We start from the raw sequence: 25,494 nt of genomic DNA on the forward strand, positions 1-25,494 counted from the left end.
CTCACCGGTCGGCCAGGGCCTGTTCCACGCCCGGCTCGTGCGGGCCCAGGAAGGTGGGGCCGGGCCGGAGGGCCGCGTTGAAGGCCGCCTTGGCGGCGGCCGGCACCTCCCGGACGCCGCCCGACAGCCAGGTCAGATCGTGCGGGACGGCGGCGGCCACGCCATAGGAGTCGATGCCCGCCGCCCGGCACAGGGCCACCGCCCGGCGAATATGGAAGTCCTGGCTGACCAGGAGGGCGCGGTGCACCCCGAAAACGCGCTCGGCGCGGGCGCAGGAGTCCCAGGTGTCAAAGCCGGCGTAGTCCCGGACGATGCGCCGGTCCGGAACGCCGTGCGCCACCAGGTAGTCGTGCATGGCGTCCGGTTCGTCATAGGACTCCCGGCTGTTGTCGCCGGTCACCAGCAGCGCCCGGACCTTGCCCTGGCGGTAGAGATCGACGGCGGTGTCCAGGCGGTCGGCCAGATAGGGGGAGGGCTTGCCGTGCCACAGCCCGGCGCCGAAGACCATCGCCACCGGAGCCTTCGGGGCGTCGGCCACCGTCCGCAGCCGGTCGCCCGTGGTCGCGTACACCCAGGTGGCGGGCAGCAGGGCCAGTACACAGGCGGTCATCACGGCCCAGAGCAGGCGCCGTTTGCCGCGCCGGGTGGTCGGCAGTCTCATGGTCCCCCCTCGTTGTTGCAGTGAGTCACGCTCTGGCCGGGGGTCATGGTTCCAGCGATCCTGACCGACCCCCTGCCGCTGTCACACCCGCCGGTTACCGTCGGGGTATGAACGGCACCGCAGGCACCGCACCCGGAGAACGCCCCGTCATCGCCGGATATACGGCCCCGGACTTGGAACGCTGGGCCGCCGAGCCCGACAAGCGCCCGGGCCGCACCGCCTTCCAGCGCGACCGCGCCCGGGTGCTGCACTCCGCCGCGCTGCGCCGGCTGGCCGGCAAGACCCAGGTGGTCACGCCGGGCTCCAGCGACCACGGCTGGGACGCCACCCCGCGCACCCGGCTCACCCACTCCCTGGAGTGCGCCCAGGTCGGCCGGGAGCTGGGCGCCGCCCTCGGCTGCGACCCCGACCTGGTGGAGACCGCCTGCCTGGCGCATGACCTCGGCCACCCGCCCTTCGGGCACAACGGCGAGCAGGTACTGGACGAACTGGCCGCGCCCTGCGGCGGGTTCGAGGGCAACGCCCAGTCCCTGCGGCTGCTGGCCCGCCTGGAGCCCAAGCGCTTCGTCCCCGGCCCGGAGGGCGGCGAGCCCGTCAGCGTCGGCCTCAACCTCACCCGGGCCGCACTGGACGCCGCCACCAAGTACCCCTGGCCGCGCGGCGGCCATCCCACCGACCCGGCCTCCCGCAAGTTCGGCGTCTACCCCGACGACATGGCCGTGCACCGCTGGTCCCGGCAGGGCGCGCCGGAGCACCGGCAGAGCTTCGAGGCCCAGGTGATGGACTGGTCCGACGATGTGGCCTACTCGGTGCACGATGTGGAGGACGGCCTGCACGCCGGCCACCTGGACCCCAATGTGCTGCTGGCCGAGCCCGAGCGGCGGGAGGTCTTCGCGGTGGCCGCCGGCCGCTACGCCCCCGGCGCCGACCCCGCCGAACTGGCCGCGGCCCTGGACCGGCTGCTGGACCAGGAGTGGTGGCCGCATGGCTATGACGGCTCCGCCGTCGCCCAGGCCCGGCTCAAGGACGCCACCAGCCAGCTCATCGGCCGGTTCTGCCTGGCCGCCGAGAACGCCACCCGTGAGCGCTACGGCCCCGGCCGGCTCACCCGCTACCGGGCCGAGCTGGTGGTGCCGCCCCCGACCAGACTGGAGTGCGCGGTGCTCAAGGCGGTGGCCGACCGCTATGTGATGCAGCGCCCCGACCAGGAGAAGATCCGTGCCGAACAGCGCGTCATCATAAGGGAGTTGGCCCAGGCGCTGATCGCCCGCGCCCCCGACGGGCTGGACCCGCAGTTCCGCTCGCTGTTCGCCGCGGCCACCGACGACGCCGGGCGGCTGCGCGCGGTGATCGACCAGATAGCCGCGCTCACCGACGCCTCGGCCCGTTCCCTGCACACCCGGCTCACCGGGGCCCGGCGCGCGCCCCGGGCCTGAACCATGAGCCCGCGCCCCGGCACCGGGAGGAGTCGCCGGGCCCGGTCCGGGTAGCTGACCCGTCCGGGGCAGTCCCCCTTTCGGCGGCAGGCCGCGTGCGGGACGCTCGGCACTGGCGATCCGACCGGGCACACACCCGTACCGCAGCGAGGAGGCAGCAAGTGGTGGACGCAGACCAGACGTTCGTCATCGTCGGAGGGGGGCTGGCCGGTGCCAAGGCCGCCGAGACCCTTCGCGCGGAGGGCTTCACCGGCCGGGTGATCCTCATCTGCGACGAGCGGGACCACCCCTATGAGCGGCCGCCGCTGTCCAAGGGGTTCCTCACCGGCAGCGACGAACGGGACAGCGTCTTCATCCACAAGCCGGCCTGGTACGCCCAGGCCGACATCGAACTGCACCTCGGCCTGCCCGCCGTCCAGCTGGACCGGGCCGCCAAGTCCGTCCGGCTGGGCGACGGCACCCGCATCCACTACGACCGCCTGCTGCTGGCCACCGGCGCCGAGCCGCGCCGCCTGGACATCCCCGGCACCGCCCTGGCCGGCGTCCACCACCTGCGCCGGCTCGCCCACGCCGAGCGGCTGCGCCAGGTGCTGGCCGCCCTCGGCCGGGACAACGGCCACCTGGTGATCGCCGGGGCGGGCTGGATCGGCCTGGAGGTGGCCGCCGCCGCCCGCGGCTACGGCGCCGAGGTCACCGTGGTCGAACCCCTGCCCACCCCGCTGCACGCGGTGATGGGCCCGGAGCTGGGCCAGCTCTTCACCGATCTGCACCTCGAGCACGGCGTCCGCTTCCATTTCGGCGCCCGGCTCACCGAGATCACCGGCCAGGACGGCATGGTGCTGGCGGTGCGCACCGACGACGGCGAGGAGCACCCGGCACACGCCGTGCTGGCCGCCATCGGCGCCGCCCCGCGCACCGCCCTCGCCGAGGCCGCCGGCCTGGCCCTGGTCGACCGCGCCGACGGCGGAGGCATCGCGGTCGACGACTCGCTGCGCACCTCCGACCCCGACATCTTCGCGGCCGGCGATGTCGCCGCCGCCGAGCACCCCTGGCTGGGCACCCGGCTGCGGGTGGAGCACTGGGCCAACGCCCTGCACAGCGGCCCCGCCGCGGCCCGGGCCATGCTCGGCCGCCCCGTCTCCTACGACCGGGTGCCCTACTTCTTCTCCGACCAGTACGACGTGGGCCTGGAGTACCACGGCTACGCCCCGCCCGGCAGCTATGACCAGGTGGTCTGCCGGGGCGATGTGGGCAAGCGGGAGTTCATCGCCTTCTGGCTGCGCCAGGGCCGGGTGCTGGCCGGGATGAACGTCAATGTGTGGGACGTCGCCGAGCCCGTGCAGCACCTGATCCGGGCGGGCGCGGTGGTCGACCCGGCCACCCTGGCCGACCCCGCGGTGCCGCTGGGATCACTGGCCGGCTGAAGGGTGTCCGCGCACCCCCGTAGAATTCACCCGTGGCAGGCAGGATCAACGATGACGATGTAAAGGCGGTCCGGGACGCCGTCCCGATCGACGCCGTCGTATCCGAGTACCTCCAGCTGCGCAACGCCGGAGGGGGCAACCTCAAGGGGCTGTGCCCCTTCCATGACGAGAAGTCGCCGTCCTTCCACGTCAGCCCGGCCAAGGGCCTGTACCACTGCTTCGGCTGCCAGGCGGGCGGCGATGTCGTCGACTTCATCATGAAGCTCGACCACCTGTCCTTCGCCGAGACCATCGAGCGCCTGGCCTCCCAGGCCGGGATCACCCTGCGCTACGAGGAGGGCGGCTACACCCCGGGCCGCCAGCAGGGCGAGCGCACCCGCCTGGTGGAGGCGCACAAGGCCGCGGCGCAGTTCTACGCGGAGCAGCTGCAGAGCGCCGAGGCCGAGATCGCCCGGGCCTTCCTGGCCGGGCGGGGCTTCGACCAGGCCGCCGCCGCGCACTTCGGCGTCGGCTACAGCCCGGCCGGCTGGGACCATCTCACCCGCTTTCTGCGCGGGCGCGGCTTCACCGACAAGGAGCTGATTCTCTCCGGCCTCTCCCAGGACGGCCGCCGGGGCCCCATCGACCGCTTCCGCGGCCGCCTGATGTGGCCCATCCGCGACATCACCGGCGATGTCATCGGCTTCGGCGCCCGCAAACTGCGCGAGGACGACAACGGCCCCAAGTACCTCAACACCCCCGAGACGCCCATCTACCGCAAGTCCCAGGTGCTCTACGGCATCGACCTGGCCAAGAAGGACATCGCCAAGGGCAACCGCGCGGTGGTCGTCGAGGGCTACACCGACGTCATGGCCTGCCACCTGGCCGGGGTCACCACCGCCATCGCCACCTGTGGCACCGCCTTCGCCGTCGACCACATCAAGATCCTGCGCCGGCTGCTGATGGACAACTCCCGGGCCAAGGTGATCTTCACCTTCGACGGGGACGCCGCCGGCCAGCGGGCCGCCCTGCGCGCCTTCGAGGACGACCAGAAGTTCGCCGCGCACACCAATATCGCGGTCAGCCCCGGCGGTATGGACCCCTGCGAGCTGCGCCTGGACCGGGGTGACGAGGCGGTGCGCGGGCTGATCGAGACCAGCACCCCGCTGTTCGAGTTCGCCATCCGCTCGCTGGTCGGCCGGCATGAGGTGGACACCCCCGAGGGCCAGGCGGCGGCCCTGGAGGAGGCCGCGCCCATCGTGGCCGGCATCAAGGACAGCTCCATCCGCCACCAGTACGCGGTGCGGCTGGCCGGGCTGCTGGGCATCCTGGACACCCAGTTCGTGGTGATGCGGGTCAGCCAGCTGGCCCGCTGGGCCCGGGAGCGCGCCGAGCGCCCCGACTCCCGCAACCGCCCCGCCGCGGCCCGCCAGGCCGCCGCCGCGCCCGTCGAGCGGCCCGCCGGCCCCCGCGGCCCGGCGCTCAACCTGCGCAGCCCGGCCCATCGCACCGAGCGCGAACTGCTCAAACTCGCCCTGCAGCGGCCCGAGTTGGTGGCCCCCGCCTTTGACGCCTATGGCGAGGACGAGTTCACCGCGGCGCCCTACGCGGTGGTCCGCCGGGCCATCGACGAGGCGGGCGGCGTCACCCAGGCCGATGACGCCTATCTGACCCGGGTCCGGGAGGCCGCCCCCGACGACACCGTCCGCTCGCTGGTCACCGAGCTGGCCGTGGAGCCCCTGCACGCCCGTACCGTCGACGAGGTGTACGCCGGCACCCAGCTGGTCCAGGTGCGGCTGCGGGCCGTGGAACGCCGGGTGAGCCAGGTGCAGGCGAGCCTGGTGCGGCTGGGCGCGCAGGCCGCGCCGGACCATCTGACCGCCGTGCAGAACGAGCTGTGGGTGCTGGAGCAGTACGGCCGGTCGCTGAAGGACCGGGGCGCCGCGGCGCTGTGACGCCGTAACAGGCCCGGCGGTCGGGATCCGTAACCAGCCGGTCACTGCCCGACCGCAGAAAGTGGCCGCAAGCCCCTCGTGGCGGGCCCGCGTCGTGCCCCACACTGGTGGGCGGTGCCTGAGTCCTCCGGAGCGTGGCAGGGCCGGGAACCCTCCGCGAAGCCGCTCTCGACGCTCACGATGCTCTCCGTGCTCCTGATGCCGGGACGGACGGCGGACCGTCCGCCGTCGCGCCCGTGTTCTCTGCCCCAGCAGCGATCACCTGGAGGTCGCCCCCGTGCAGACCCGGACCCCCATCCTCCAGCACGACCCGGCCGTCCCCGCCCCGGCCGTGCCGCACCAGCCCGGGCCGCCGGCCGCCGAGAACCTCCCCGATGAGCCGGTCCGCGAGGACGACCGGCGCTCGGAGGCCGGCAGCCCGTCCTCCGACCTCTTCCGCCAGTACCTCCGGGAGATCGGCCGTATCCCCCTGCTCTCGGCCGAGGAGGAGGTGGAGCTGGCCCGGCGGGTGGAGGCCGGGCTGTTCGCCGAGGAGAAGCTGGCCCGCACCCCCGACCTGGACACCCAACTCGCCCTGGACCTGGACCGGTTGGTGGTGTTCGGCCGGATGGCCAAACGCCGGCTGATCGAGGCCAATCTGCGGCTGGTGGTCTCCGTCGCCAAGCGCTACATCGGCCGCGGACTGACCATGCTCGACCTGGTCCAGGAGGGAAATCTGGGCCTGATCAGGGCAGTTGAGAAGTTCGACTACGCCCGCGGCTACAAGTTCTCCACCTATGCGACCTGGTGGATCCGCCAGGCCATGTCCCGCGCCCTGGCCGACCAGGCGCGCACCATCCGAGTCCCGGTCCATGTAGTGGAGTTGATCAACCGGGTGGTGCGGGTGCAGCGCCGGATGCTCCAGGAACGCGGCACCGAACCCACCGCCGAGGAGGTCGCCGCCTACCTCGACCTGTCCGAGGAGCGGGTCAGCGAGGTGCTGCGGCTGGCCCAGGAACCGGTGTCGCTGCACGCACCGGTCGGCGAGGAGGACGATGTGGCCCTCGGCGACCTCATCGAGGACGGCGACGCCGCCTCCCCGGTGGAGTCCGCCGCCTTTCTGCTGCTGCGCGAACACCTGGAGGCCGTCCTCTCCACCCTGGGCGAGCGCGAACGCAAGGTGGTGCAGCTGCGCTACGGGCTGGTGGACGGCCGGGCCCGCACCCTGGAGGAGATCGGCCGGATATTCGGTGTCACCCGCGAACGCATCCGGCAGATCGAGTCCAAGACCCTCAACAAGCTCCGCGACCACGCCTTCGCGGACCAGCTGCGGGGCTACCTGGACTGAGCCCGCCTCACTGGGCGCCGCCCTGGAACGCCCCGGGGTGGGTCTGCTCACGCACCGTCGCGTACTGCTGCCGTACCGCCTGACCCGCAGCCAGCTCCTCGCCCGGCTCGAAGTCCTGGCCGGCCGCGGCCGGCCAGTGCGGCGGCTCCTGCGGGGACAGCGTGCCGTGCTGCACCCCCAGCGCCCAGGCGGCCTGCCGGGCCGCGCCCAGCGCCGCGTAGTCGGCGGGCTGCGGCACCACGATCCGGGTGCCGAACAGCTGGGGCGCCATCGCCTGCACCGCGGGCAGCTCCGCCGCCGCGCCCAGCAGGAACACCCGCCGCACCGCCACACCGCGCCCGCGCAGCACGTCCAGCGCGTCCGCCAGCCCGCACAGCATCCCCTCGAAGGCGGCCCGGGCCAGGTGCTCCGGCTTCATGCTCTCCCGCCGCAGCCCGGTCAGGGTGCCGGCGGTGTGCGGCAGGTGCGGGGTCCGCTCGCCCTCCAGATAGGGCAGCAGCACCAGCCCGTAGGAGCCCGGGGTGGAGCGCAGCGCCAGTTCGGACAGCCCCGCCAGATCGGTGCCCAGCAGCTCGGCGGTGCCGCGCAGCACCCGCACCGCGTTGAGGGTGTGCACCACCGGCAGGTGCATCCCGGTGGCGTCGGCGAACGAGGTGATGGTGCCGCTGGGGTCGGTGAGCGCCTGGTGGTGGACGGCGAACACCGAACCGGAGGCGCCCAGCGAGATCACCGCGTCGCCCGGGCCGACCCCCAGGCCGAAGGCGGCGGCCATGGTCTCGCCCGTTCCCGCCGAGATCAGCAGGCCCTCGGGGGTGTGCCCGGCGGGCTCGGCCGGACCGAGTACATCCGGCAGCACCGCCTGCCGGCCCAGCGCCAGCTCCACCAGGTCCGGCCGCCAGGCGCCGGTGGCCGCCGACCAGAAGCCGGTGCCGGAGGCGTCGCCCCGGTCGGTGGTACGGCGCAGCGGCCGGCCCAGCAGCTGCCAGACCAGCCAGTCGTGCGGCTGGATCAGCGCCGCCACCCGGTTCGCGGACTCCGGCTCGTTACGGGCCAGCCAGCGCAGCTTGGCCACCGCCAGCGCGGCCTGCGGCACCGAGCCGACCGCCTCCGCCCAGGCGGCCCGGCCGCCCAGCGCATCGGTGAGATCGGCCGCCGCGGCCTGCATCCGCTTGTCGTTGCCCAGCAGCGCGGGCCGTACCAGCACCCCGCCGGCGTCCAGTGTCAGCAGCCCGTGCTGCTGTGCGGAGACGCCGATGGCCTGCACGCCCTCCAGCACCCCGCCGGCGGCCGCCTCGCCCAGCGAGATCAGCCACCCCTGCGGATCGCCCTCGGCGGCCGACGGCGGGTGCGGCGCGTACCCCTGGCGGAGTACGGCGCCCGTCTGTGCGTCACAGACGACGATCCGTGTGCTCTCGGCTGAACTGTCCAGCCCGGCGACTATCCCCATGTGGAGATGATGCCAAATCCCAGCTCAGGTATTGGTCGTACCCCAGTCGTCCTCGTCCGCCACCCGCTGCTCGCGCAGCGAGCGCACCCGCTCGGCGACCGGGGCCGGGATGCGGTGGCCCAGCCGGTCCAGTCCCCGCCCGGCCAGCGCCCGGGCGTTCTGCGCGGCGGACTCGGCGGTATTGCGCACCGCAGGGTTCTGCGCGATGCGCTGTGCGCCCTTGCGCAACTCCTCGTACCGCTCCCGGCCGGCCCGGGTGCCGAGTACGTACCCGACAGCCAGTCCGGCGATGAACGTCAGCCGGTAGCGCATCGCGCCCATCCTTCCGTCGAAACCCCTGCTCGGCGCCTACCCGGCGGCCCGGAAGGTCACTCCCGGGATACCGATTGGCGGAGCACCCCCCTGCTTGCGCTAATGTATGTCTCGCAGCGAGCGCACGCCGCCCGGAAGCCCGGGCGAAGAGGCATTCGAGGCACAGGTCAATCCCCTGTAGCTCAATTGGCAGAGCAGCCGGCTGTTAACCGGCAGGTTACTGGTTCGAGTCCAGTCGGGGGAGCGCGATCCTCTGTAGCTCAATTGGCAGAGCAGCCGGCTGTTAACCGGCAGGTTACTGGTTCGAGTCCAGTCGGAGGAGCAGAGAGAAGGACCCCCTCGGGGGTCCTTTTTTATGCCCGGTGGGAACCAACCGCCCCGTGATCGAAGTCCTCAAGGTCAGGCTGGTCACACGATGTGCCCCCACCGGGGCAGCAGATCGTATGAGCGGCTATGCTGCGGCAGACGGCGCGCACAGATGTGCGCGACGCGCCGTGAACGGGGCGGTAGCTCAGCCGGTTAGAGCAGCGGACTCATAATCCGTCGGCCGTGGGTTCGAGTCCCACCCGCCCCACTTTGCGGCAGCAGTGCAGAAACGTTCTGCTTATGCGACGCCCCGATCGGTTCCGTACCGGCCGGGGCGTTTTGCTGTGCCCGGCGGCCCGCCCGGTGCTCGCAGGATGGGGACCGGGTGGGACACGATGGGACCGGGGGCCCGAAAGGAACGCAGGGAGGTTGTCCGGTGAGAGCGCCGCACCCGCACCCCGGCGAGGGACTGGCGGCGGTGGCCGCCGTGGCCATCGGCGTGCTGGCGGTGGTGGCCGTCAAGGCCGCCGCCCGGCAGGACCAGCCGGTGGCCGCCGGTGCGCTGGCCGGCGCCGCCGCCCTGGCGCTCACCCTGCTGGCCCTCTCGGCCCACCGGCACCGGGCCAGGCTCCGGGTGGAGCACGCCACCCTGGCCGGTCAGGTGGACGACAGCTGGTTCACCGAGGAGACCATGGACGGGTTTCCGGCCGAGGCGGTCCGTCCGCTGCTGGAGGGGCCCGGCGCGCCCAGCCAGGGCGAGGTCTGTACGGCCTGGGTGCTGGCCCGGCACGGCCATGAGCCGGCCTGGATCGCCCGCCACCTCGGGCTGTCGCTGGAACTGACCCGGCTGCTGAGCGAGGCCGCGCACGCACGTCCGTAGGCACCCCCCCGGGCGCAGCGGGCTCCGGTGTGGTCGACTGGGGAACCAGGAGCCGTCCATGGTCTACCCCTCCCGATCAGCCGCCTCGCGGGTGCCGCTGCCCGCCCGGGTCACCGGGCGGCTGTCCCGGCTGTCCTGGGTGGACCTGGTGGTGGCCGCCGCCGTACTGGTGGGGATGTATCTGCTGCTGAGGGTGGGCAAGGGGGCCACGGTCTCCTTCGACCCGGCCCAGGTGGTCAAGGTGGACACCGACCCGGCCAAGCTGCCCTACTACGCGGCCCGCAGCCTGCTGCGGATGTTTGTGGCGCTGGCCGCCTCGGTGGTCTTCACCCTGGGCTACGCCTATGCGGCGGCCCGTGGCAGACGGCTGGAACGGGTGCTGATCCCGGCGCTGGACATCCTGCAGTCGGTCCCGGTGCTGGGCTTCCTCACCGTGGCGGTGACCTGGTTCATCGCGCTGTTCCCCGGCTCCCTCCTGGGACTCGAACTCGCCGCCGTCTTCGCGATTTTCACCTCCCAGGCCTGGAACATGACCTTTGGCTTCTACCACTCGCTGATCACACTGCCCCGGGAGCTGGACGAGATCTCCCGGTCCTTCGGCTTCACCCGTTGGATGCGGTTCTGGAAGGTGGAACTGCCCAACGGCGCCATCGGCCTGGTCTGGAACGGGATGATGAGCTTCGGCGGCGGCTGGTTCTTCCTGGTGGCCTCCGAGGCGATCAGCGTGGGCGGCCACCAGTACGCGCTGCCGGGCCTGGGATCGTACGCGGGCACCGCCATCGCCGAGGGCGACCTGGGCAAGGTCGGATGGGCGGTGGCCACCATGGCGGTGCTGGTCCTCGCGGTGAACTTTGTCTTCTGGCGGCCGCTGACCGCCTGGACCGAGCGGTTCAAGAACGAGCAGTCCGAGGCGGCCGACATCCAGCGGTCCCTGGTGCTGGACTTTCTGCGCCGCTCCTCCTGGCCGCGGTTGCTGGGCCGGCCGGCCCGCCCGGCCGGCGAACTGCTGGGCCGGGCGGCCCGGGTGCTGGGTACCGACGACCGGCCGCTGACCGTCAGCCCGGCCCGCCGCCGCACCGGCGACCTGGCCTTCGCGCTGGTGGCCGGCGGGCTGACCGTCTGGGGCCTGTTCGACCTGCTGGGCTATCTGCACCGGCACACCGGGCTGGGCGTCTTCGGGGAACCGCTGCTGCTGGGCCTGGCCACCCTGGCCCGGGTGGTGGTGCTGGTCGCCGTGGCGACCGTGGTGTGGGTCCCGGTGGGGGTGCGGATCGGCTTCTCGCCCCGGCTGGCCCGGATCGCCCAGCCCCTGGTGCAGCTGCTGGCCAGCTTCCCGGCCAACTTCCTGTTCCCGCTGGCCACTTGGTTCTTCCTGTGGAGCGGTCTGTCGCTGAACATCGGCGGCATTCTGCTGATGGCGCTGGGTGCCCAGTGGTACATCCTGTTCAACACCATCGCCGGGGCCGCGGCCGTCCCCACCGATCTGCGGGAGGCCATGGACGACCTGGGGGTGCGCGGCCTGCAGCGGTGGCGGCGCCTGATCATCCCCGGCATCTTCCCGGCCTATGTCACCGGCGGGATCACCGCCTCCGGCGGCGCCTGGAACGCCTCCATCGTCTCCGAGGTGGTGACCTTCGGCGGGACCACCCTGACCGCCACCGGCCTGGGCGCCTATATCGCCCGGGCCACCTCGCACGGCGACTATCCGCATCTGATCGCCGGGATCGCGGTGATGGCCTGCTATGTGGTCGCCCTCAACCGGCTGTTCTGGCGCCGGCTCTACCGCTTGGCCGAGACCCGCTACTCCCTGCAGAGCACCTAGCCGGAGGCCCACGATGACACCGAGCCCCGCGCCCGCTCCGCCGGCCCGTTCCGCCGGTGGCGAGGTGCTGCTGGACGCCCGGGGGGTCACCAAGTCCTACGCCGGCGCCGACCGCGCGCTGCCGGTGCTCGCCGGGATCGACCTGGAGATCCGGGCCGGGGAGATCGTCGCCCTGCTGGGCCGGTCCGGCTCCGGCAAGTCCACCCTGCTGCGCTGCCTCGCCGGGCTGATCCCGCCCAGTTCGGGCACGGTCAGCTACCGGGGCGCACCGCTGACCGGCGCCAACCGGGGCACCGCCATGGTCTTCCAGACCTTTGCCCTGCTGCCCTGGCTGACCGTCCAGCAGAATGTGGAACTCGGCCTGGAGGCACGGGGGATGCCCGCCGCCCAGCGCGCCGAGGCGGCCATCGGCGCCATTGACCTGATCGGTCTGGACGGCTTCGAGTCCGCCTATCCCAAGGAGCTCTCCGGCGGGATGCGCCAACGGGTGGGTTTCGCCCGGGCGTTGGTGGTGGAGCCCGATGTGCTGCTGATGGACGAGCCGTTCTCCGCGCTGGATGTGCTCACCGCCGAGAACCTGCGCGGTGAGCTGCTGGAGCTGTGGGCCTCGGGCCAGTTCCCCACCAGGGCCGTGGTGCTGGTGACCCACAACATCGAGGAGGCGGTGCTGATGGCGGACCGGGTGGTGGTGCTGGGCTCGCGTCCCGGCACCCTCAAGGCCGCCTTCGAGGTGCCCTTCGCCCGTCCCCGGGACCGTAACGCCCTGGAGTTCGACGCCCTGATCGACGCCATCTACCAGGTGATGACCGGACGGGAGAAGGAGGGCGTCACCCCGGCGACCGGGCGGGGCGCCGCGCAGCCCACCGACCTCGCCAAGTGGACCATCGCCAACACCCCGCTGCCGGAGGCCAGTGTGGACGGCCTGTCCGGCCTGGCCGAGATCATCGCCCAGCACGGCGACCGCTGCGACCTGGCCGACCTGGCCGAGGAGCTCGGCCTGGAGGTGGACGATCTGCTGCCCCAGGTGGACGCCCTGGACCTGCTGGGCTTCGCGGTCATCCGGGACGGCGACCTGGTGCTCACCGAGCGCGGCACCGCCTTCTCCCGGGCCGATGTCCAGGAGTCCAAGAAGATCTTCGCCGATGCGGTGCTGCGGTCCGCGCCGCTGGTCAAGCTGATCGTCACCAGCCTGCGGCGTACCGGCGGCACCCTGCGGGCCGGCTTCTTCCGGGACCTGCTGGCCCACCACTACACCAGCGAACAGGCCGCCCAGCAGCTGGAGACCGCTACCGACTGGGGCCGCTACGCCGAGCTCTACTCCTATGAGGCCGCACCCGAGGAGTACGCGCTGGACGAGGGCGGGGCCGCGCTGGGCTGAGCCGGCGTCGGTCCCGCCCCCGCCCAGCGGTCATGGGGCGGCGGGTTCAGGAGGGATCGGACAGGCCGGAGGCGGCCACATTGGTGACCTTGACGGCGGCGCGCAGGCCCCGGGCGAGCTTTACCCCGTCTCCCACGCCCCAGTAGTGCAGATAGAACAGCCGGGGGTTCTCATGCAGCATGTGGCTGTGCAGGGAGACCACGTCGATGCCGCCGCGCCGCAGCGCCCGGATGACGTGCTGCACCTCGTCGGCGATCAGTACGAAGTCCCCGTTGACGGCGGCCCGCTTGTTGCCCAGCGGCTGGAAGGAGATGGCGGTGGTGGCGCCGGACCCCTTGGGCAGCAGCCGGTCGTGGTCGACGATGGTCTCCCGCCGGGCGAAGGTGAACTTGAAGATCTTGCCCTCGTTGCCGCCCCGGACGCCCATCGCCTCACTGATGCCCGCGGTGTCCAGGTCGCCGGGGGTCTTCCGCTTGAGCTGGGACCAGGCGGGGGTGCCGGTGGTCTTGAGTGCCGCCCGGACCCCCCGGGCCAGTGCGGTGTGGGAGCCGATGGCGTGCACATGCGTCCACCACACCGCGGGCTCATGGGCGAGCAGATGCTTGTGGATGGCGGTCTGGCCGATCCCGTGCTCCTGCAGGGTGTCGATCAGGCACTCCAGCTCGCCGTCGGTGACGGCCATGTCGCCCATCAGCATGGTGCGGTCGTCGGAGTAGCGGATGAAGGAGAGGTAGGACCCGATGCCGATATTGGGATCGACGGCCACCCCCTGTGAGGTCACCTTCAGGTCGTGGCGGGGGAAGCCCACCCGGTAGACGCTCTTGCCGGCCACCCGGCCCTTGGCGGCGAGTGCCTGGTCGACCTCCTGCCAGTCGGCCGGGGTGGTGGAGACCGGCTTGATCAGCGGCCGTTCGCCCGGTTCGGGCCCGCGTGCCGCCCGGAAGCCCATGGTCCCGGCGCCGGCCAGCACCGGGGTGAGTGCGGCGACGGTCACCAGCCGCCGCCGCGAGGAGTTCGCCTGCTTTTCCCTGTCCGGCTGTCTGTCACCGGTCATACAAGATCACCTCCATGGAGGTCATGTAACCACGGTCACATTCGCCGGGCCGGGAAGGGCGTGTAGGCCATCGGGTGCCTGCCCGGCCGGAGCCGGAATACCGGTCGCCGCAGCCCGGTTGCCGCACGTGACCTCACCTGATGAGAACGTGGGCGCACCCGGCGAACAGCGACGGGGAGCGACGAGAAGCGGAAGCGAGGCGGCTGGCATGGGCGGCAGCACCGTGGAACTCACCAAGGACAACTTCGACGCGGTCGTGGCGGACAGCCCGTTTGTCCTGATCGACTTCTGGGCCGAGTGGTGCGGCCCCTGCCGGCGGTTCGCGCCGGTCTTCGAGAGCGCGGCCGGGCGCCATGAGGACCTGGTGTTCGCCAAGGTGGACACCGAGGCGCAGCCGGAGCTGGCCGCCGCCTTCGAGATCCGCTCCATTCCCACGCTGATGATCGTGCGGGACAACATCGCGGTGTACGCCCAGCCCGGGGCGCTGCCCGAGCCGGCCCTGGAGGACGTGATCAAGCAGGCGCGGGCGCTGGACATGGACGAGGTACGGGCCTCGGTCGCCCGGGCCGCCGGGGATGGGGACGGGGACGGCGGGCCCGCCTGAAACGGGGCCGGGGCGCCGGACGGGGTTGGGGAGGCGCTCCGCGCGGGAACGGAACCGGGGGTCGGGAGCGTTCCCGGTCTTCACTGACACCGGCTCTTGGAAGGACCATCGTGGCAACCAACCGCATCGCGCACACCGTCTGGGAAGGCGACCTGCTCAAGGGCAGCGGCACCGTCACCTTCGACTCGTCCGGCATTCCCAGCCAGTCGGTCAGCTGGCCGTCCCGGGCCGAGCAGGCCAATGGCAAGACCAGCCCGGAGGAGTTGATCGCGGGCGCCCACTCCAGCTGCTTCTCCATGGCGCTCTCGCACGGCCTGGCCGGCGCGGGCACCCCGCCCACCCGCCTGGAGACCAAGGCCGAGGTCACCTTCCAGCCGGGCGAGGGCATCACCGGCATCCATCTCAGCGTGCGTGGTGAGGTGCCCGGCCTGGACGAGGAGGGCTTTGCCGCGGCCGCGGAGGAGGCCAAGAAGAACTGCCCGGTCAGCCAGGCGCTGAGCGGCACGACCATTACGCTGTCGGCCGAGCTGGCCTGAGGCTTCGTCAGGCCCGCAGCGTGGCGTAGACGATCAGGTTGCGGACCGGGTGGCCCCGGGCGTCCCGGTCGCCGGTGCAGGTGACCAGGCGCAGTGCCCGTTCCCCGGTGGTGCCGAAGACCTTGCCGGTGGGGAAGGCGGCGGCCCTGCCGACGGTTTCGGTGGCGGTGACGGTGAAGCGCAAGAGCTTGCCGTCACCGCGCTTGACCTCGATGGTGTCGCCCGCCGCCAGCTTGCGCAGGTCCCGGAAGACCGCCCGGCCGTCGGCGGCCTCATGGCCGGTGATCACGGCCGCACCGGGCCGGCCGGGCATGGCGCTGGCGGTGTACCAGCCGGCGGTCATGCCCTTCTCGGGCGGGGGCGCCTGGTCCCGAGCGAGCCGGAGCAGTGGGCTGTCCACGCCGATGGAGGGGATGGTGACCCGCTGCGGTTCGTCGGCGGAGGCGGGGGTGCCGATGGCTTTGGCGGTGTCGGCGTCGCTCTGGCCGGCTACCAGGACCGCGGGCAGGGCCAGCGCCGCCAGCGCCGCGAGGGCGGTCAGGGCGAAGCCGATGGCACGGGTGCGGGTCATGCTGTTCACCGTAGGGGCGGTGTCCGGGGCCGCTCATCGGGCAAACGGTCGGTTGCGGTCGGCACGGGGTCAGCCTAAAGGAGGAGAGACCCGGTCCTCCCGACCGGCGGTCAGCCGGTGCTGGACGTCACCTCCTGCAACAAACCCCAGGTGAAGTCGGCCACATACGCCCCGGTCCCGCCGGCGGCGTCCGGTGCCGAGAAGGCCAGCCGCCAGCGCGTCGGCGCCGTGCCCTCCATGGGACGGGCCGGGGGGAAGGCACGGGCCACCTCGTCCACCGTGCAGGACCAGGGCGTCAGCTCCTCCACCGTGCGCGGCGCGGGCGAGGCCGCACCGGGCGCCCGGACCAGCCACTCGTTGAAGACCACGCCGCCCGGCGCGGTGAGCACCTCGAAGCGCAGGCCGGGCCAGAGCGGCACCGGCCAGGCGGCCACCTGGAAGGTCAGATCGCCGATCCGGCGGCTGCCCGTGCTCTCCGGCGGGCCGAGCACCGAACGGTAGCGGGCCCCGGCCGCGCGTGAGCGGGGCGAGCGCACCATGGCCTGCCAGCGGCGGTTGGCCTCGCGCAGCTCCGACCGGCCCGTGCCCAGCCGGCGCAGGGCGTCCGCCACCAGCTGGGGCTGGAAGTCGGCCATCCTGCGCAGCAGGACGAGCTGGAAGTCATCGGGGCCGAAGGGCGCGGGGCCGGGGCCGGAGACGGAACTCATGCCGGACATGGTCGCGTACCCGGGCCCCGCTCAGTCCGACTCCGGGGAATCGCCCACCATCCGACGGAGCAGGTCCCGCAGTGCGGTGCGCTCCTCATGGGACAGCGCGGCCAACGGCTCCCGGGCGAAGTCCAGCTCGGCGCGCAGGAGTTGGGCCGTCTCACGGCCCGCCTCGGTCACCGCGGCAAGCTTGACCCGGCGGTCGTCCGCGGCCGGGTGGCGCTCCACCAGGCCCCGGGACTCCAGCCGGTCGACGATGCCGGTGACATTGGACGGTTCGCACTTCAGCCGCTCGGCGATCTTGCGCATGGGCAGCGACTCCCGGGACAGCAGCGCCAGCAGACGGGCCTGGGCGCCGGTCAGCGAGTGCTGGGCGGCCACCGCCTCGTACTCCTCGTGATAGCGCGCCACGACGGTCGCGATGAGTTCGACCACCTCGACGGTCAGCGGATCGGGGCTGGGCACGGATCGGGACATGCGAACAGCCTACCCGGTTACTTGACAACATAAAATATCTAGGTGCAGGGTTGTTTCAGGTACTGAATCATCAGAGAGGTCCTGAACCATGTCCGCAACGCCCGCCACCGGCCGCGCCTGGCACCTCGTCGCCCGCCCGCAGGGCTGGCCCAAGCCGGAGGACTTCGCGCTGCGCGAGGCGCCGGTGCCCACACCCCGCGAGGGCCAGATCCTGGTCCGCAACCTCTGCATGTCCGTGGACCCGTATATGCGGGGCAGGATGAACGAGACCAAGTCCTATGTCCCGCCGTTCCAGCTGGACCGGCCGATGGACGGCGGCGCCGTCGGCGAGGTCATCGCCTCCGAGGCGGCGGGCTTCGCGCCCGGCGACCATGTGCTGCACGACCTCGGCTGGCGCGAGTACGCGGCGCTGGACGCCGCACGGGCCGTCAAGGTGGACGCCGGTGCCGCGCCGCTCTCCGCCTACCTGGGCGCGCTGGGCATGCCCGGGATGACCGCCTACGCGGGCCTGTTCGAGGTCGCCTCCTTCAAGGAGGGCGACGCGGTGTTCGTCTCCGGAGCGGCCGGCGCGGTCGGCAGCCAGGTCGGGCAGATGGCCCGGCTCAAGGGCGCCTCCCGGGTGATTGGCAGCGCCGGCTCGGACGACAAGGTGCGCCGCCTGGTCGAGGAGTACGGCTTTAACGCCGCCTTCAACTACAAGGCCGGCCCGGTCGCCGAACAGCTGGCCGAGGCCGCGCCCGAGGGCATCGACGTCTACTTCGACAATGTCGGCGGGGAGCACCTGGAGGCCGCGATCGGGGCCCTCAACGTCCATGGCCGGGTCACCCTGTGCGGGGCCATCGCCCAGTACAACGCCACCGAGCCGACGCCCGGCCCGCGCAATCTGGCCCTGGCCATCGGCAAGCGGCTGCGGCTGCAGGGCATGATCGTCACCGACCACGGACATCTGCGGCAGCGGTTTGTCGAGGAGGTCGGCGGCTGGATCCGGTCCGGCGAGCTGAAGTACGACGAGACCGTGGTGGACGGAATCGAGAACGCCACCGACGCGTTCCTGGGCCTGCTGCGCGGCGAGAACACCGGCAAGATGATCGTGAACCTGGGAGCCAAGTGATGTCCGTGTCCGTGGATGTGCTGTACACCGCGGTGGCCACCGCCGAGAACGGCCGGGACGGCCGGGTCGCCAGTGACGACGGCCGGCTCGATGTGGTCGTCAACCCGCCGAAGGAGCTGGGCGGCAGCGGGGCCGGGACCAACCCTGAGCAGTTGTTCGCCGCGGGGTACGCGGCCTGCTTCCAGAGTGCGCTGGGGGTGGTCGCCCGGCGGGAGGGGGCGGACCTTTCCGGGTCCTTGGTGACCGCGTCCGTCGGGCTCGGGAAGACGGACGATGGCGGGTATGGGCTGTCGGTGGCGGTCTCTGTCCGGATCCCCGGTGTGGACCAGGCGGTTGCCACCGCGCTGGTGGAGAAGGCGCACCAGGTGTGCCCGTATTCGCGGGCGGTGCGGGGGAATGTGGAGGTGGCGCTGAGCGTCGTCGGCTGACCGCCGGGGGATGGGCACGGCCCTTCGGGGCGTATTTCGCCCACCCGCCCGCCCGATTTACCCGGAGAGCAACGGGCGGGCGGGTGGGAGCCCCGTGAACGGTCAGATCTCCGCCAGCGCCAGCCCCGCCGCGTCCTCGGGCGCCTCCGCCAGCAGGGACCCGTCCGGTGCCCACACCGCGCTCAGCCCGCAGCCGGTGTACCCACCGGCCGGCCCCACATGGTTGGCCAGCAGCACCGGCACCCCGCTGCCCTTGGCCAGCGCGGGGAAGATCTCGGCCCGTTCCTCGACGCCCCCGCTCCGCCCGTACAGCGAACTCGCCACGACCAGTGAGCAGCCGTCCGCCACCGCCCGCGCGGTCAGCTCCGGGAAGTGGGCGTCGAAGCAGATCAGCAGACCCACCCGGACACCGTCGACGGTGAACCGGCCGTCCCCGGTACCGGCCACAAAGCACGCCGACTGCTCGGTCGGAGTGACGCACTGCTTGTCATAGCGGGTGAGCAGCTCCCCGTCCGGCCCGTAGACCAGGGACGAGATCACCGGTCCGCGCCCCGCGCAGTTGACCACCGCGGTGACCCCCGTCTCCCGGCAGGCCGCACGCAGCGGGCGCAGCCGGGCGTCGTCCGGTTCCAGGGTCAGCCGGTCCGGGTCGGCGGCGATCGCCGCCAGCTCGTAACCGCTCACCGCCAGCTCCGGAAAGACCACCAGCGAGGCACCGCGTCCCGCGGCCTCGGTGAGCAGCCCGGTCATGGTGGCCACATTGGCCTCGATGTCCAGGGGACGGGCGGTGAACTGTGCGGCTGCGATGATCATTCGCCTATCATCACCTGCCCAGCGTGCCCGCTGCCACCGTGAGCACCGCCCTGACCTGGGAGACGATGGTCACCCGGTTGCGGATGAACTCCGGGTCGGTCACCGCCCCGTCCGGTGAGGTGTTGTCCGCGCCGAAGTCCAGTACCGGGGTGTGCAGATGGCCGCCCGGCACCCGCGCCCGTACCGCGTCCCGCAGCAGGGTCGCCCGGTAGGCGATCTCATTGGAGAGGTAGTCGCCACCGCCCCCGGCCCGGGCGGTGGAACCGGGCGTCGGTCCGTCCGGCCGGTTCACGGGATCCGTACCGCCCGCCGGGATCTCGGTGACCGCGGTGTGGTCGTACACCGGGAACGGGCCGGTCCGGGCGGCCGTGATGGCCGCGTACGGCAGGGTGGTCACCGTCCACTGCGGCTGCGGGTGGACGCTGGGCACCCTGGGCGGCACCGGCACCGTGCCCTCCCGGGAGACCCGGGCGTTGTCGTCGAAGCCGCCCCGCCAGGCGCCGTTGGTGCGCTCCACATCGAAGCGGCCGGGGCGGCCCTGGCTGATGGTGGTGAACATGTCCACCTTCCCCCGGCTACCGCCGGGAGGTGCCCCCAGTGGCCCGGGACGGAAGCAGGGCAGCAGGGTGTGCTCCACCGTGCCGGCCGCGAAGTCGTCCCAGCGCACCGGGAACAGCGCGGTCTCGATCCGGGCCGGGCCCGAGGGGGTGTTGACCGTGGTGCCGTCCAGCGCCAGCGCGGCGGCGCCGGAGGGGTTGGACCGCCTTATGTCGTCGTCCAGTTGGAAGGGGTCGAAGCCGGTGACCAGGATCCGCTTGACCCGGTGGCCGGCCGGGAAGGCGAGGGAGTCCTGGCCCCGGGAGGCACGCTCCACCCGCTGGACCAGCGCGCTGCGCTGCCGCTCGTCCAGCGCGAACTCCGGCTGCCAGCGGCGCAGTTGAGCGGTCAGGTCGAGACGGGCCCAGTACAGCGGACGGTCGTCGTCCCGGCTCAGGTCGCCATTGGCCGGCCCGCGCCCCTGGACCCGGTCCACCGCCCGCCGCCACAGCCGGCGCCCCTGCTCGGTGGCCAGCCGGTCGGCCCGGGTCAGGCTGTGGGTGCCGGCCAGGGCACGGGCGAACTCGGCGCCGACCCGGTCGAAGCCGCTGCGCCGCAGGATCTCCTGGGGGACCCGGCCGCTCAGCCGCTGCTCCTCCACGGTGAGCGAGGGCGTCCGGGGCGCCGCCTGGGCCGGTGCGGCGAGGGGGGAGAGCATCAGGACGGCGGCGGCGAGGACGGCGCCCCGCAGGCCGGGTGTGCGCATGATGATTCTCATGGGGCTGCATGAAATCACCGCGACGGGGCAAACGGTAGGCCGCCGGAGGCGCCCTGTGGCAGCCATCGGTTTTCGGCCACAATGGCCGTATGGCTACAGTGGAGTTGGTGTCTGCACCGCCGCTCTTCACCCCGGGGAGCGGTCAAGGAGTCCGTCAGTTCACCGAGTTGGGCCTCGCCCTGCTGCTGTCCTCGCTGATCGGCCTGGAACGCGAGTGGCGGCAGAAGAGCGCGGGGCTGCGCACCCACACCCTGGTCGGGGTGGGCAGCGCGCTGTTCATGGAGGTCTCCATCCATGGCTTCGGGGCCGTGGTGGGGGAGCCGGGGACGGACCTGGACCCCTCACGGGTGGCGGCCCAGATCGTCTCCGGCATCGGCTTCATCGGCGGCGGCCTGATATTCGTCCGCCGGGACGCGGTACGCGGCCTGACCACGGCCGCGACCATCTGGCTGACCTGCGCGGTCGGTATGGCCTGCGGAGGCGGGCTGCCGCTGCTGGGCGTGGCGGCGGCGCTGGTGCACTTCCTGGTGGTGCGCGGCTTCCCGGTGATAACCCGCCGGCTGGCCAGTACCCCGGCCGTGGAACGCATAGAGCTGCGGCTGTCCTACCGGACCCGGCGCGGACTGCTGGGCCGGGTGCTGGAACTGTGCACCTCCAGCGGGTTCCAGGTGACCGGGGTGCATATCGAGTCCGAGGCCCAGGAGAAGGGGAAGGTACGAGAGGCGGATGTGGTGCTCAGCCTGGAGGGCAGAGCCTCCGCCCATCCGCTGGTGGAGGAACTGACCGACTGGGACGGCATCCTGGGCGTGGGCCTGCACGCCCACCGCGACAGTACGGAGTGAGACGCCGGATGAACTCGCTTGGGAGACCGGCGGGTTCATCCGATAGCGTGCGGTGGGCAGGGGCGGGGCCACCTGACGGGCCCTTCCCCTGCCCTGCCGTGCCCTGTTCCCCCTGCCCTGTTCGTGTTCTGTTCCGCCCGGCCGCACTCAGCTCGCGGTGATACGGCGGTAGGCGAGATCGGCCAGCTCCCGCTGTCCCCGCTTGTTGGGGTGGAACCAGTCCCACTGGCTCAACTCATCGTCCCCGAACGCGAATTCATGCACCGAGCCGTCATAGCGGCACAGCCGGTCCCGCTCACAGACCTGCCGGAGCACCGCGTTGTACTCGCCGACCCGCCGGTCGACCTGGTCCCGCCGCTGCTGGGCCGCCGGATCCTGTGACTCGGCGTCCCGCAGCATGGACGGGCAGATGCCCAGCTTCCAGATCTGCCGGCCCAGCGGATTGCGGCTGCCCTGGGACCACAGCCGTTTGAGGTCGGGCACGCCGGCCACATAGACCTGGGTGCCGGGCAGGGTGCGGCGCAGTTCGGCCAGGGAGCGCTCGAAGTCGCGGCGGTAGTCCGCCACCGGCGTCATATGGTCCACTTCGGTCCGGCAGGCGTCATTGGCGCCCAGCAGCACGGTCACCAACTGGGGCCGGTGGGCGACGGCCGCGCGCATCTGGCCGGGCAGGTCGGCCATCCGGGCGCCGGTGCGGGCGTGGTTCCAGGTGTGCCCCTGAGGGGACGGCAGCAGCCGTACGGCCAGGCTGTCCACCTCGGTGCCGGTGGACCAGGAGGCCTCGGGGCAGTCGGAGAGCAGCGAGCAGGCGTCATAGCCGCGGGTGATGGAGTCGCCCAGGGAGGCGATCGACTGGGGGTGGGTGTTCCAGACCGGCCCTGGCTTGGGCTTGGGTTTGGCCTGGGGCTCATGGGTGGCGGCCGTACGGTCGTCACAGCCGGCCAGCAGTACGGCCGCCGACAGTGCCGCGACGGCGGCCCGGGCGGCTGACCGCCGCCACCGAGTGATGTGCATGGACTTCCCCCTCCGGCCGGGTGATATCGGTCCGGGACCGACGGTACGTCACTCCGGGGAATCCGTTGCACGATAGCTTTCCGGAACGGCCGAACCGGTCCGGGCAGCGTTCGCATGCCGTACCGTCAGCTCACAGGACATGAGACCTGTCCCTTTTCGGGAGATTTGCTCCCGATGGTGTTTACTGTTGGTAACCTCGCAAGCTAGTGCGTGAGTGGCCATTGGGGCAGAATGTACGGGTGCGAGGCCGCTGGGGAAGGCGAACCTCGAACCGCACGGGAGGTCCCGGTGACGACACGTGGAGTTCTGTATGTGCACTCCGCGCCGCGTGCGCTGTGCCCGCACGTCGAATGGGCCGTGGCCGGCGTCATGGGCGGGCGGGTGACCCTGGACTGGATCCGGCAGCCGGCCGCGCCCGGCACCTGGCGGTGCGAGTTCTCCTGGCAGGGCCGCCCCGGCACCGCCTCCAAGCTGGCCTCCGCGCTACGGGGCTGGCATCTGCTGCGCTTCGAGGTGACCGCCGAGCCCTGCGCCACGGCCGAGGGCGAGCGCTACAGCTCCACCCCAGACCTGGGCATCTTCCATGCGGTGACCGGCATTCACGGTGACATCCTCATCCCGGAGGACCGGCTGCGGGCGGCCCTGGCCCGGGCGGCCCGGGGCGAGACCGACCTGGCGGCCGAGGTCGCCAAGCTGCTGGGCAAGCCATGGGACGACGAGCTGGAGCCGTTCCGCTACGCGGGCGAGGGCGCCCCGGTCCGCTGGCTGCACCAGGTGGTGTAGCCGCCGGGCGCGGCACTTGCCCTGGAGTGCGCTCCAGCGCCTACCGTCACCGCCATGCCTGACACCTTCTCAGTAGCCGTCCTCGGAACGGGGACCATAGGGGCCCCGATGGCCCGTAACCTCGCCCGCGCCGGACTGGACGTCCGCGCCTGGAACCGCAGCCGGGAGAAGGCCGAGCCGCTGGCCGCCAACGGGGTGGCCGTCGCCGGTACGCCCGCCGACGCGGTACGCGGCGCCGACGCCGTGCTGACCATGCTGCATGACGCCCCGGCCGCGCTGGAGGTGATGGAGCGGGCCGCGGCGGGGCTGGCGCCGGGCACGGTGTGGATCCAGTCCTCCACCGCGGGCCTGGACGGCCTGGCCGAGCTGGCCGCGTTCGCCCGCGAGCGGGAGCTGGTGCTGGTGGACGCCCCGGTCTCCGGCACCAGACAGCCCGCCGAGCAGGGCACCCTGGTGGTGCTGGCGGCCGGGCCGCCGGAGGTGCGGGAGCGGATCGCACCGGTCTTCGAGGCGATCGGCAGCCGGACCCGGTGGGTGGGCGAGGACGCCGCCTCCGGCGCCGCCACCCGGCTGAAGCTGGTGGTCAACAGCTGGGTGCTGACCGTCACTCATGGGGTGGCCGAGGCGCTGGCGCTGGCCGAGGGGCTGGGTACGGACCCCGAGGACTTCCTGGCGGTGGTCGAGGGCGGCCCGCTGGACATGGGCTATCTCAAGGCCAAGTCCCAACTGCTGCTCGGCGGATCGCTCACCCCGCCGAGCTTTGCCACCGCCACCGCCGCCAAGGACACCGAACTGATCGTGGCGGCCGGGGAACGGGCCGGAGTGCGGCTGGATATGGCGGCGGCGGGGCTGGAGCGGTTCCGGCGGGCGGTCGGCCAGGGGCACGGGGGCGAGGACATGGCGGCCTCGTACTTCGCCAGCTTCGACGGCACGGACTGAGAGCGGGGCCGGAAAAAAAAGCGACTGCCCGGCCACCAAGTGACCGGGCAGTGCGGTGAGTTGAGATCAGATCAGCTCAACTCGGTTCAACTCGGATCTGATCAGATCGTCCGGAAGGCGAGCACCACATTGTGGCCGCCGAAGCCGAAGGAGTTGTTGACCGCGGCGATGGTGCCCTCCGGCAGCCGACGCGGCTCACCCACCACGATATCGGCGTCGATCTCATCGTCGAGCTCGTCGACATTGATGGTCGGCGGTGCCGTCCGGTGGTGCAGGGCCAGCACGGTGGCGACCGTCTCGATGCCGCCCGCGCCGCCCAGCAGATGACCGGTCATCGACTTGGTGGCGGAGATGGCGACATGGTCCAGGTCCTCGCCCAGCACCTTGCGCAGCGCCTTGACCTCGGCGAGGTCGCCCTGCGGGGTGGAGGTGGCGTGCGCGTTGAGGTGCACGATCTCGGCGGGCTTGAGGTCGCTGGAGTCCAGCAGGTTCTGCATGGCGGCGGCGATGCCACGGCCGGTGGGCTCCGGCTGGGCGATGTGGTGGCTGTCCGCGGACAGGCCCTGGCCCAGCACCTCGCAGTAGACCCGGGCGCCGCGCTTGGCGGCGTGCTCCGCCGACTCCAGCACGACCACGCCGGCGCCCTCGCCCAGGACGAAGCCGTCACGCTTCTTGTCGTAGGGACGGGATGCCTTCTCGGGCTCCTCGTTGTTCTTGGACATCGCCATCATGTTGGCGAAGGCCACCACCGGCAGCGGGTGGATGGCCGCCTCGGTGCCGCCGGCGACGACCACATCGGCCCGGCCGGTGCGGATCATCTCGACCGCGTAGCCGATGGCCTCGGCGCCGGACGCACAGGCGCTGACCGGGGTGTGCACGCCCGCCTGGGCGTTCACCTCCAGGCCGACGTTGGCGGACGGGCTGTTGGGCATCAGCATCGGCACGGTGTGCGGGGAGACGCGGCGCGAGCCCTTCTCCTTGAGCACGTCGTACTGGTCGAGCAGGGTCTGCACGCCGCCGATGCCGGAGGCGATGACGCTGCCCAGCCGCTCGGGGGCGACACCGGCGTCGTCGCCGGCCTTGGCGGTGAAGCCCGCGTCCGCCCAGGCCTCGCGGGCCGCGATCAGCGCGAACTGCGCCGAGCGGTCCAGCTTGCGGGCCAGCGGACGGGGCAGAACGTCTTCGGGGTCCACCGCCGCCACGGCGGCGATACGGACCGGGAGGTCGGCGAACCGCTCGTCCTCCAAGGGCTTGACACCGGAACGCCCGGCGAGCAGCCCTTCCCAGGTGCTTGCGCTGTCGCCACCCAGCGGTGTGGTTGCGCCGATACCGGTGACGACCACGGTGCGATTGGTCGAGTTCACAGGAATTCT

General features: G+C 72.2%; 25 protein-coding genes and 3 tRNA genes. 17 read left to right on the forward strand and 11 right to left on the reverse strand.

All coding sequences use genetic code 11. The annotated features are described in order from the left end of the window. Position 1: 1 nt before the first annotated feature. The gene (locus ACIHFE_RS02005; protein WP_400103569.1) at positions 2 to 661 is read right to left on the reverse strand and encodes a vancomycin high temperature exclusion protein; all 660 of its coding nucleotides are present in this window, start codon (positions 659 to 661) and stop codon (positions 2 to 4) included. A 107-nt stretch (positions 662 to 768) separates the two neighbouring features. Here ACIHFE_RS02005 and ACIHFE_RS02010 point away from each other — a divergent pair, with 107 nt between their 5' ends. The 4 genes from ACIHFE_RS02010 to ACIHFE_RS02025 all read left to right on the forward strand — a co-directional run bounded on the left by ACIHFE_RS02010 (position 769) and on the right by ACIHFE_RS02025 (position 6,782). After that, positions 769 to 2,097, forward strand: a complete 1,329-nt coding sequence (locus ACIHFE_RS02010) for a deoxyguanosinetriphosphate triphosphohydrolase (protein ID WP_400103571.1) — start codon at positions 769 to 771, stop codon at positions 2,095 to 2,097. A gap of 161 nt (positions 2,098 to 2,258) precedes the next feature. Continuing rightward, positions 2,259 to 3,521, forward strand: coding sequence for an NAD(P)/FAD-dependent oxidoreductase (locus ACIHFE_RS02015; RefSeq protein ID WP_400103573.1), 1,263 nt, complete (start codon positions 2,259 to 2,261; stop codon positions 3,519 to 3,521). A gap of 32 nt (positions 3,522 to 3,553) precedes the next feature. Next, positions 3,554 to 5,455 (forward strand): DNA primase, encoded by a 1,902-nt coding sequence (gene dnaG / locus ACIHFE_RS02020; RefSeq protein ID WP_400103575.1) that lies wholly within the window; start codon positions 3,554 to 3,556, stop codon positions 5,453 to 5,455. Positions 5,456 to 5,732: 277 nt separating this feature from the next. Beyond that, the gene (locus tag ACIHFE_RS02025) at positions 5,733 to 6,782 is read left to right on the forward strand and encodes an RNA polymerase sigma factor (protein ID WP_400103577.1); all 1,050 of its coding nucleotides are present in this window, start codon (positions 5,733 to 5,735) and stop codon (positions 6,780 to 6,782) included. 7 nt (positions 6,783 to 6,789) lie between these two features. On the opposite strand, the gene ACIHFE_RS02030 is transcribed toward ACIHFE_RS02025, so the two are convergent. Together ACIHFE_RS02030 and ACIHFE_RS02035 are read right to left on the reverse strand one after the other, a co-directional pair. After that, positions 6,790 to 8,229, reverse strand: a complete 1,440-nt coding sequence (locus ACIHFE_RS02030; protein WP_400103579.1) for an FGGY family carbohydrate kinase — start codon at positions 8,227 to 8,229, stop codon at positions 6,790 to 6,792. 24 nt (positions 8,230 to 8,253) lie between these two features. Further along, on the reverse strand, positions 8,254 to 8,541 hold the full coding sequence (locus tag ACIHFE_RS02035) for a YtxH domain-containing protein (RefSeq protein ID WP_400103581.1): 288 nt from the start codon (positions 8,539 to 8,541) through the stop codon (positions 8,254 to 8,256). A gap of 171 nt (positions 8,542 to 8,712) precedes the next feature. On the opposite strand from ACIHFE_RS02035, the gene ACIHFE_RS02040 reads away from it, so the two are divergent. From ACIHFE_RS02040 to ACIHFE_RS02065, 6 genes are all read left to right on the forward strand, one after another. After that, positions 8,713 to 8,785 (forward strand) — tRNA-Asn (locus ACIHFE_RS02040). A 5-nt stretch (positions 8,786 to 8,790) separates the two neighbouring features. Further along, positions 8,791 to 8,863, forward strand: a tRNA-Asn gene (locus ACIHFE_RS02045). Between the two features lie 178 nt (positions 8,864 to 9,041). After that, positions 9,042 to 9,115: transfer RNA gene (locus tag ACIHFE_RS02050), tRNA-Ile, on the forward strand. A 168-nt stretch (positions 9,116 to 9,283) separates the two neighbouring features. After that, positions 9,284 to 9,727 carry a hypothetical protein gene (locus ACIHFE_RS02055; protein WP_400103583.1) on the forward strand — a complete coding sequence of 148 codons (444 nt, stop codon included), beginning with the start codon at positions 9,284 to 9,286 and terminating at the stop codon, positions 9,725 to 9,727. Between the two features lie 58 nt (positions 9,728 to 9,785). Further along, complete coding sequence (locus tag ACIHFE_RS02060; RefSeq protein ID WP_400103585.1) at positions 9,786 to 11,549, forward strand: ABC transporter permease; 1,764 nt, start codon at positions 9,786 to 9,788, stop codon at positions 11,547 to 11,549. Between the two features lie 13 nt (positions 11,550 to 11,562). Further along, positions 11,563 to 12,927: a nitrate/sulfonate/bicarbonate ABC transporter ATP-binding protein gene (locus tag ACIHFE_RS02065; RefSeq protein ID WP_400103587.1), complete on the forward strand. Its 1,365-nt coding sequence runs from the start codon at positions 11,563 to 11,565 to the stop codon at positions 12,925 to 12,927. A 46-nt stretch (positions 12,928 to 12,973) separates the two neighbouring features. Here ACIHFE_RS02065 and ACIHFE_RS02070 read toward each other — a convergent pair whose 3' ends face one another. Further along, positions 12,974 to 13,981: a DUF1259 domain-containing protein gene (locus ACIHFE_RS02070; protein WP_400103589.1), complete on the reverse strand. Its 1,008-nt coding sequence runs from the start codon at positions 13,979 to 13,981 to the stop codon at positions 12,974 to 12,976. Positions 13,982 to 14,189: 208 nt separating this feature from the next. Between ACIHFE_RS02070 and trxA the strand changes: the two genes are divergently transcribed. Together trxA and ACIHFE_RS02080 are read left to right on the forward strand one after the other, a co-directional pair. Next, entirely contained in the window at positions 14,190 to 14,585 is a 396-nt protein-coding gene (trxA, locus tag ACIHFE_RS02075; protein ID WP_400103591.1) for a thioredoxin, read from the forward strand. Positions 14,586 to 14,695: 110 nt separating this feature from the next. Continuing rightward, positions 14,696 to 15,121, forward strand: coding sequence for an OsmC family peroxiredoxin (locus tag ACIHFE_RS02080; RefSeq protein WP_400103593.1), 426 nt, complete (start codon positions 14,696 to 14,698; stop codon positions 15,119 to 15,121). 7 nt (positions 15,122 to 15,128) lie between these two features. Here the strand turns inward: ACIHFE_RS02080 and ACIHFE_RS02085 are convergent, their stop codons facing one another. The 3 genes from ACIHFE_RS02085 to ACIHFE_RS02095 all read right to left on the reverse strand — a co-directional run bounded on the left by ACIHFE_RS02085 (position 15,129) and on the right by ACIHFE_RS02095 (position 16,876). After that, on the reverse strand, positions 15,129 to 15,692 hold the full coding sequence (locus ACIHFE_RS02085) for a sortase domain-bontaining protein (RefSeq protein WP_400103595.1): 564 nt from the start codon (positions 15,690 to 15,692) through the stop codon (positions 15,129 to 15,131). Positions 15,693 to 15,802: 110 nt separating this feature from the next. After that, positions 15,803 to 16,399, reverse strand: coding sequence for a hypothetical protein (locus tag ACIHFE_RS02090; protein ID WP_400103597.1), 597 nt, complete (start codon positions 16,397 to 16,399; stop codon positions 15,803 to 15,805). Between the two features lie 30 nt (positions 16,400 to 16,429). Beyond that, entirely contained in the window at positions 16,430 to 16,876 is a 447-nt protein-coding gene (locus tag ACIHFE_RS02095; RefSeq protein ID WP_400103599.1) for a MarR family winged helix-turn-helix transcriptional regulator, read from the reverse strand. A gap of 88 nt (positions 16,877 to 16,964) precedes the next feature. Here ACIHFE_RS02095 and ACIHFE_RS02100 point away from each other — a divergent pair, with 88 nt between their 5' ends. Both ACIHFE_RS02100 and ACIHFE_RS02105 read left to right on the forward strand, forming a co-directional pair. After that, a complete protein-coding gene (locus ACIHFE_RS02100; RefSeq protein ID WP_400103600.1) occupies positions 16,965 to 17,987 on the forward strand; it encodes an NADP-dependent oxidoreductase in 1,023 nt (340 codons plus the stop codon). Further along, on the forward strand, positions 17,987 to 18,415 hold the full coding sequence (locus tag ACIHFE_RS02105) for an organic hydroperoxide resistance protein (protein ID WP_400103603.1): 429 nt from the start codon (positions 17,987 to 17,989) through the stop codon (positions 18,413 to 18,415). Before ACIHFE_RS02100 ends, ACIHFE_RS02105 begins: the two co-directional genes overlap by 1 nt. A gap of 102 nt (positions 18,416 to 18,517) precedes the next feature. On the opposite strand, the gene ACIHFE_RS02110 is transcribed toward ACIHFE_RS02105, so the two are convergent. Both ACIHFE_RS02110 and ACIHFE_RS02115 read right to left on the reverse strand, forming a co-directional pair. Beyond that, positions 18,518 to 19,228 (reverse strand): carbon-nitrogen hydrolase family protein, encoded by a 711-nt coding sequence (locus ACIHFE_RS02110; RefSeq protein WP_400103605.1) that lies wholly within the window; start codon positions 19,226 to 19,228, stop codon positions 18,518 to 18,520. 10 nt (positions 19,229 to 19,238) lie between these two features. Then, positions 19,239 to 20,543 carry a pyroglutamyl peptidase gene (locus ACIHFE_RS02115; RefSeq protein ID WP_400103607.1) on the reverse strand — a complete coding sequence of 435 codons (1,305 nt, stop codon included), beginning with the start codon at positions 20,541 to 20,543 and terminating at the stop codon, positions 19,239 to 19,241. Between the two features lie 89 nt (positions 20,544 to 20,632). On the opposite strand from ACIHFE_RS02115, the gene ACIHFE_RS02120 reads away from it, so the two are divergent. Beyond that, on the forward strand, positions 20,633 to 21,385 hold the full coding sequence (locus tag ACIHFE_RS02120) for an MgtC/SapB family protein (RefSeq protein ID WP_400103609.1): 753 nt from the start codon (positions 20,633 to 20,635) through the stop codon (positions 21,383 to 21,385). 147 nt (positions 21,386 to 21,532) lie between these two features. Here the strand turns inward: ACIHFE_RS02120 and ACIHFE_RS02125 are convergent, their stop codons facing one another. After that, complete coding sequence (locus ACIHFE_RS02125) at positions 21,533 to 22,399, reverse strand: SGNH/GDSL hydrolase family protein (RefSeq protein ID WP_400103611.1); 867 nt, start codon at positions 22,397 to 22,399, stop codon at positions 21,533 to 21,535. A 288-nt stretch (positions 22,400 to 22,687) separates the two neighbouring features. On the opposite strand from ACIHFE_RS02125, the gene ACIHFE_RS02130 reads away from it, so the two are divergent. Next, the gene (locus ACIHFE_RS02130) at positions 22,688 to 23,182 is read left to right on the forward strand and encodes a DUF3145 domain-containing protein (protein ID WP_400103613.1); all 495 of its coding nucleotides are present in this window, start codon (positions 22,688 to 22,690) and stop codon (positions 23,180 to 23,182) included. 54 nt (positions 23,183 to 23,236) lie between these two features. Continuing rightward, complete coding sequence (locus ACIHFE_RS02135; RefSeq protein WP_400103615.1) at positions 23,237 to 24,121, forward strand: NAD(P)-dependent oxidoreductase; 885 nt, start codon at positions 23,237 to 23,239, stop codon at positions 24,119 to 24,121. A 101-nt stretch (positions 24,122 to 24,222) separates the two neighbouring features. On the opposite strand, the gene fabF is transcribed toward ACIHFE_RS02135, so the two are convergent. Next, positions 24,223 to 25,485, reverse strand: coding sequence for a beta-ketoacyl-ACP synthase II (gene fabF / locus ACIHFE_RS02140; RefSeq protein ID WP_400103616.1), 1,263 nt, complete (start codon positions 25,483 to 25,485; stop codon positions 24,223 to 24,225). Positions 25,486 to 25,494: the final 9 nt, after the last annotated feature.

This window comes from Streptomyces sp. NPDC052396 (genome assembly GCF_044593195.1).
Classification (GTDB): domain Bacteria; phylum Actinomycetota; class Actinomycetes; order Streptomycetales; family Streptomycetaceae; genus Streptomyces.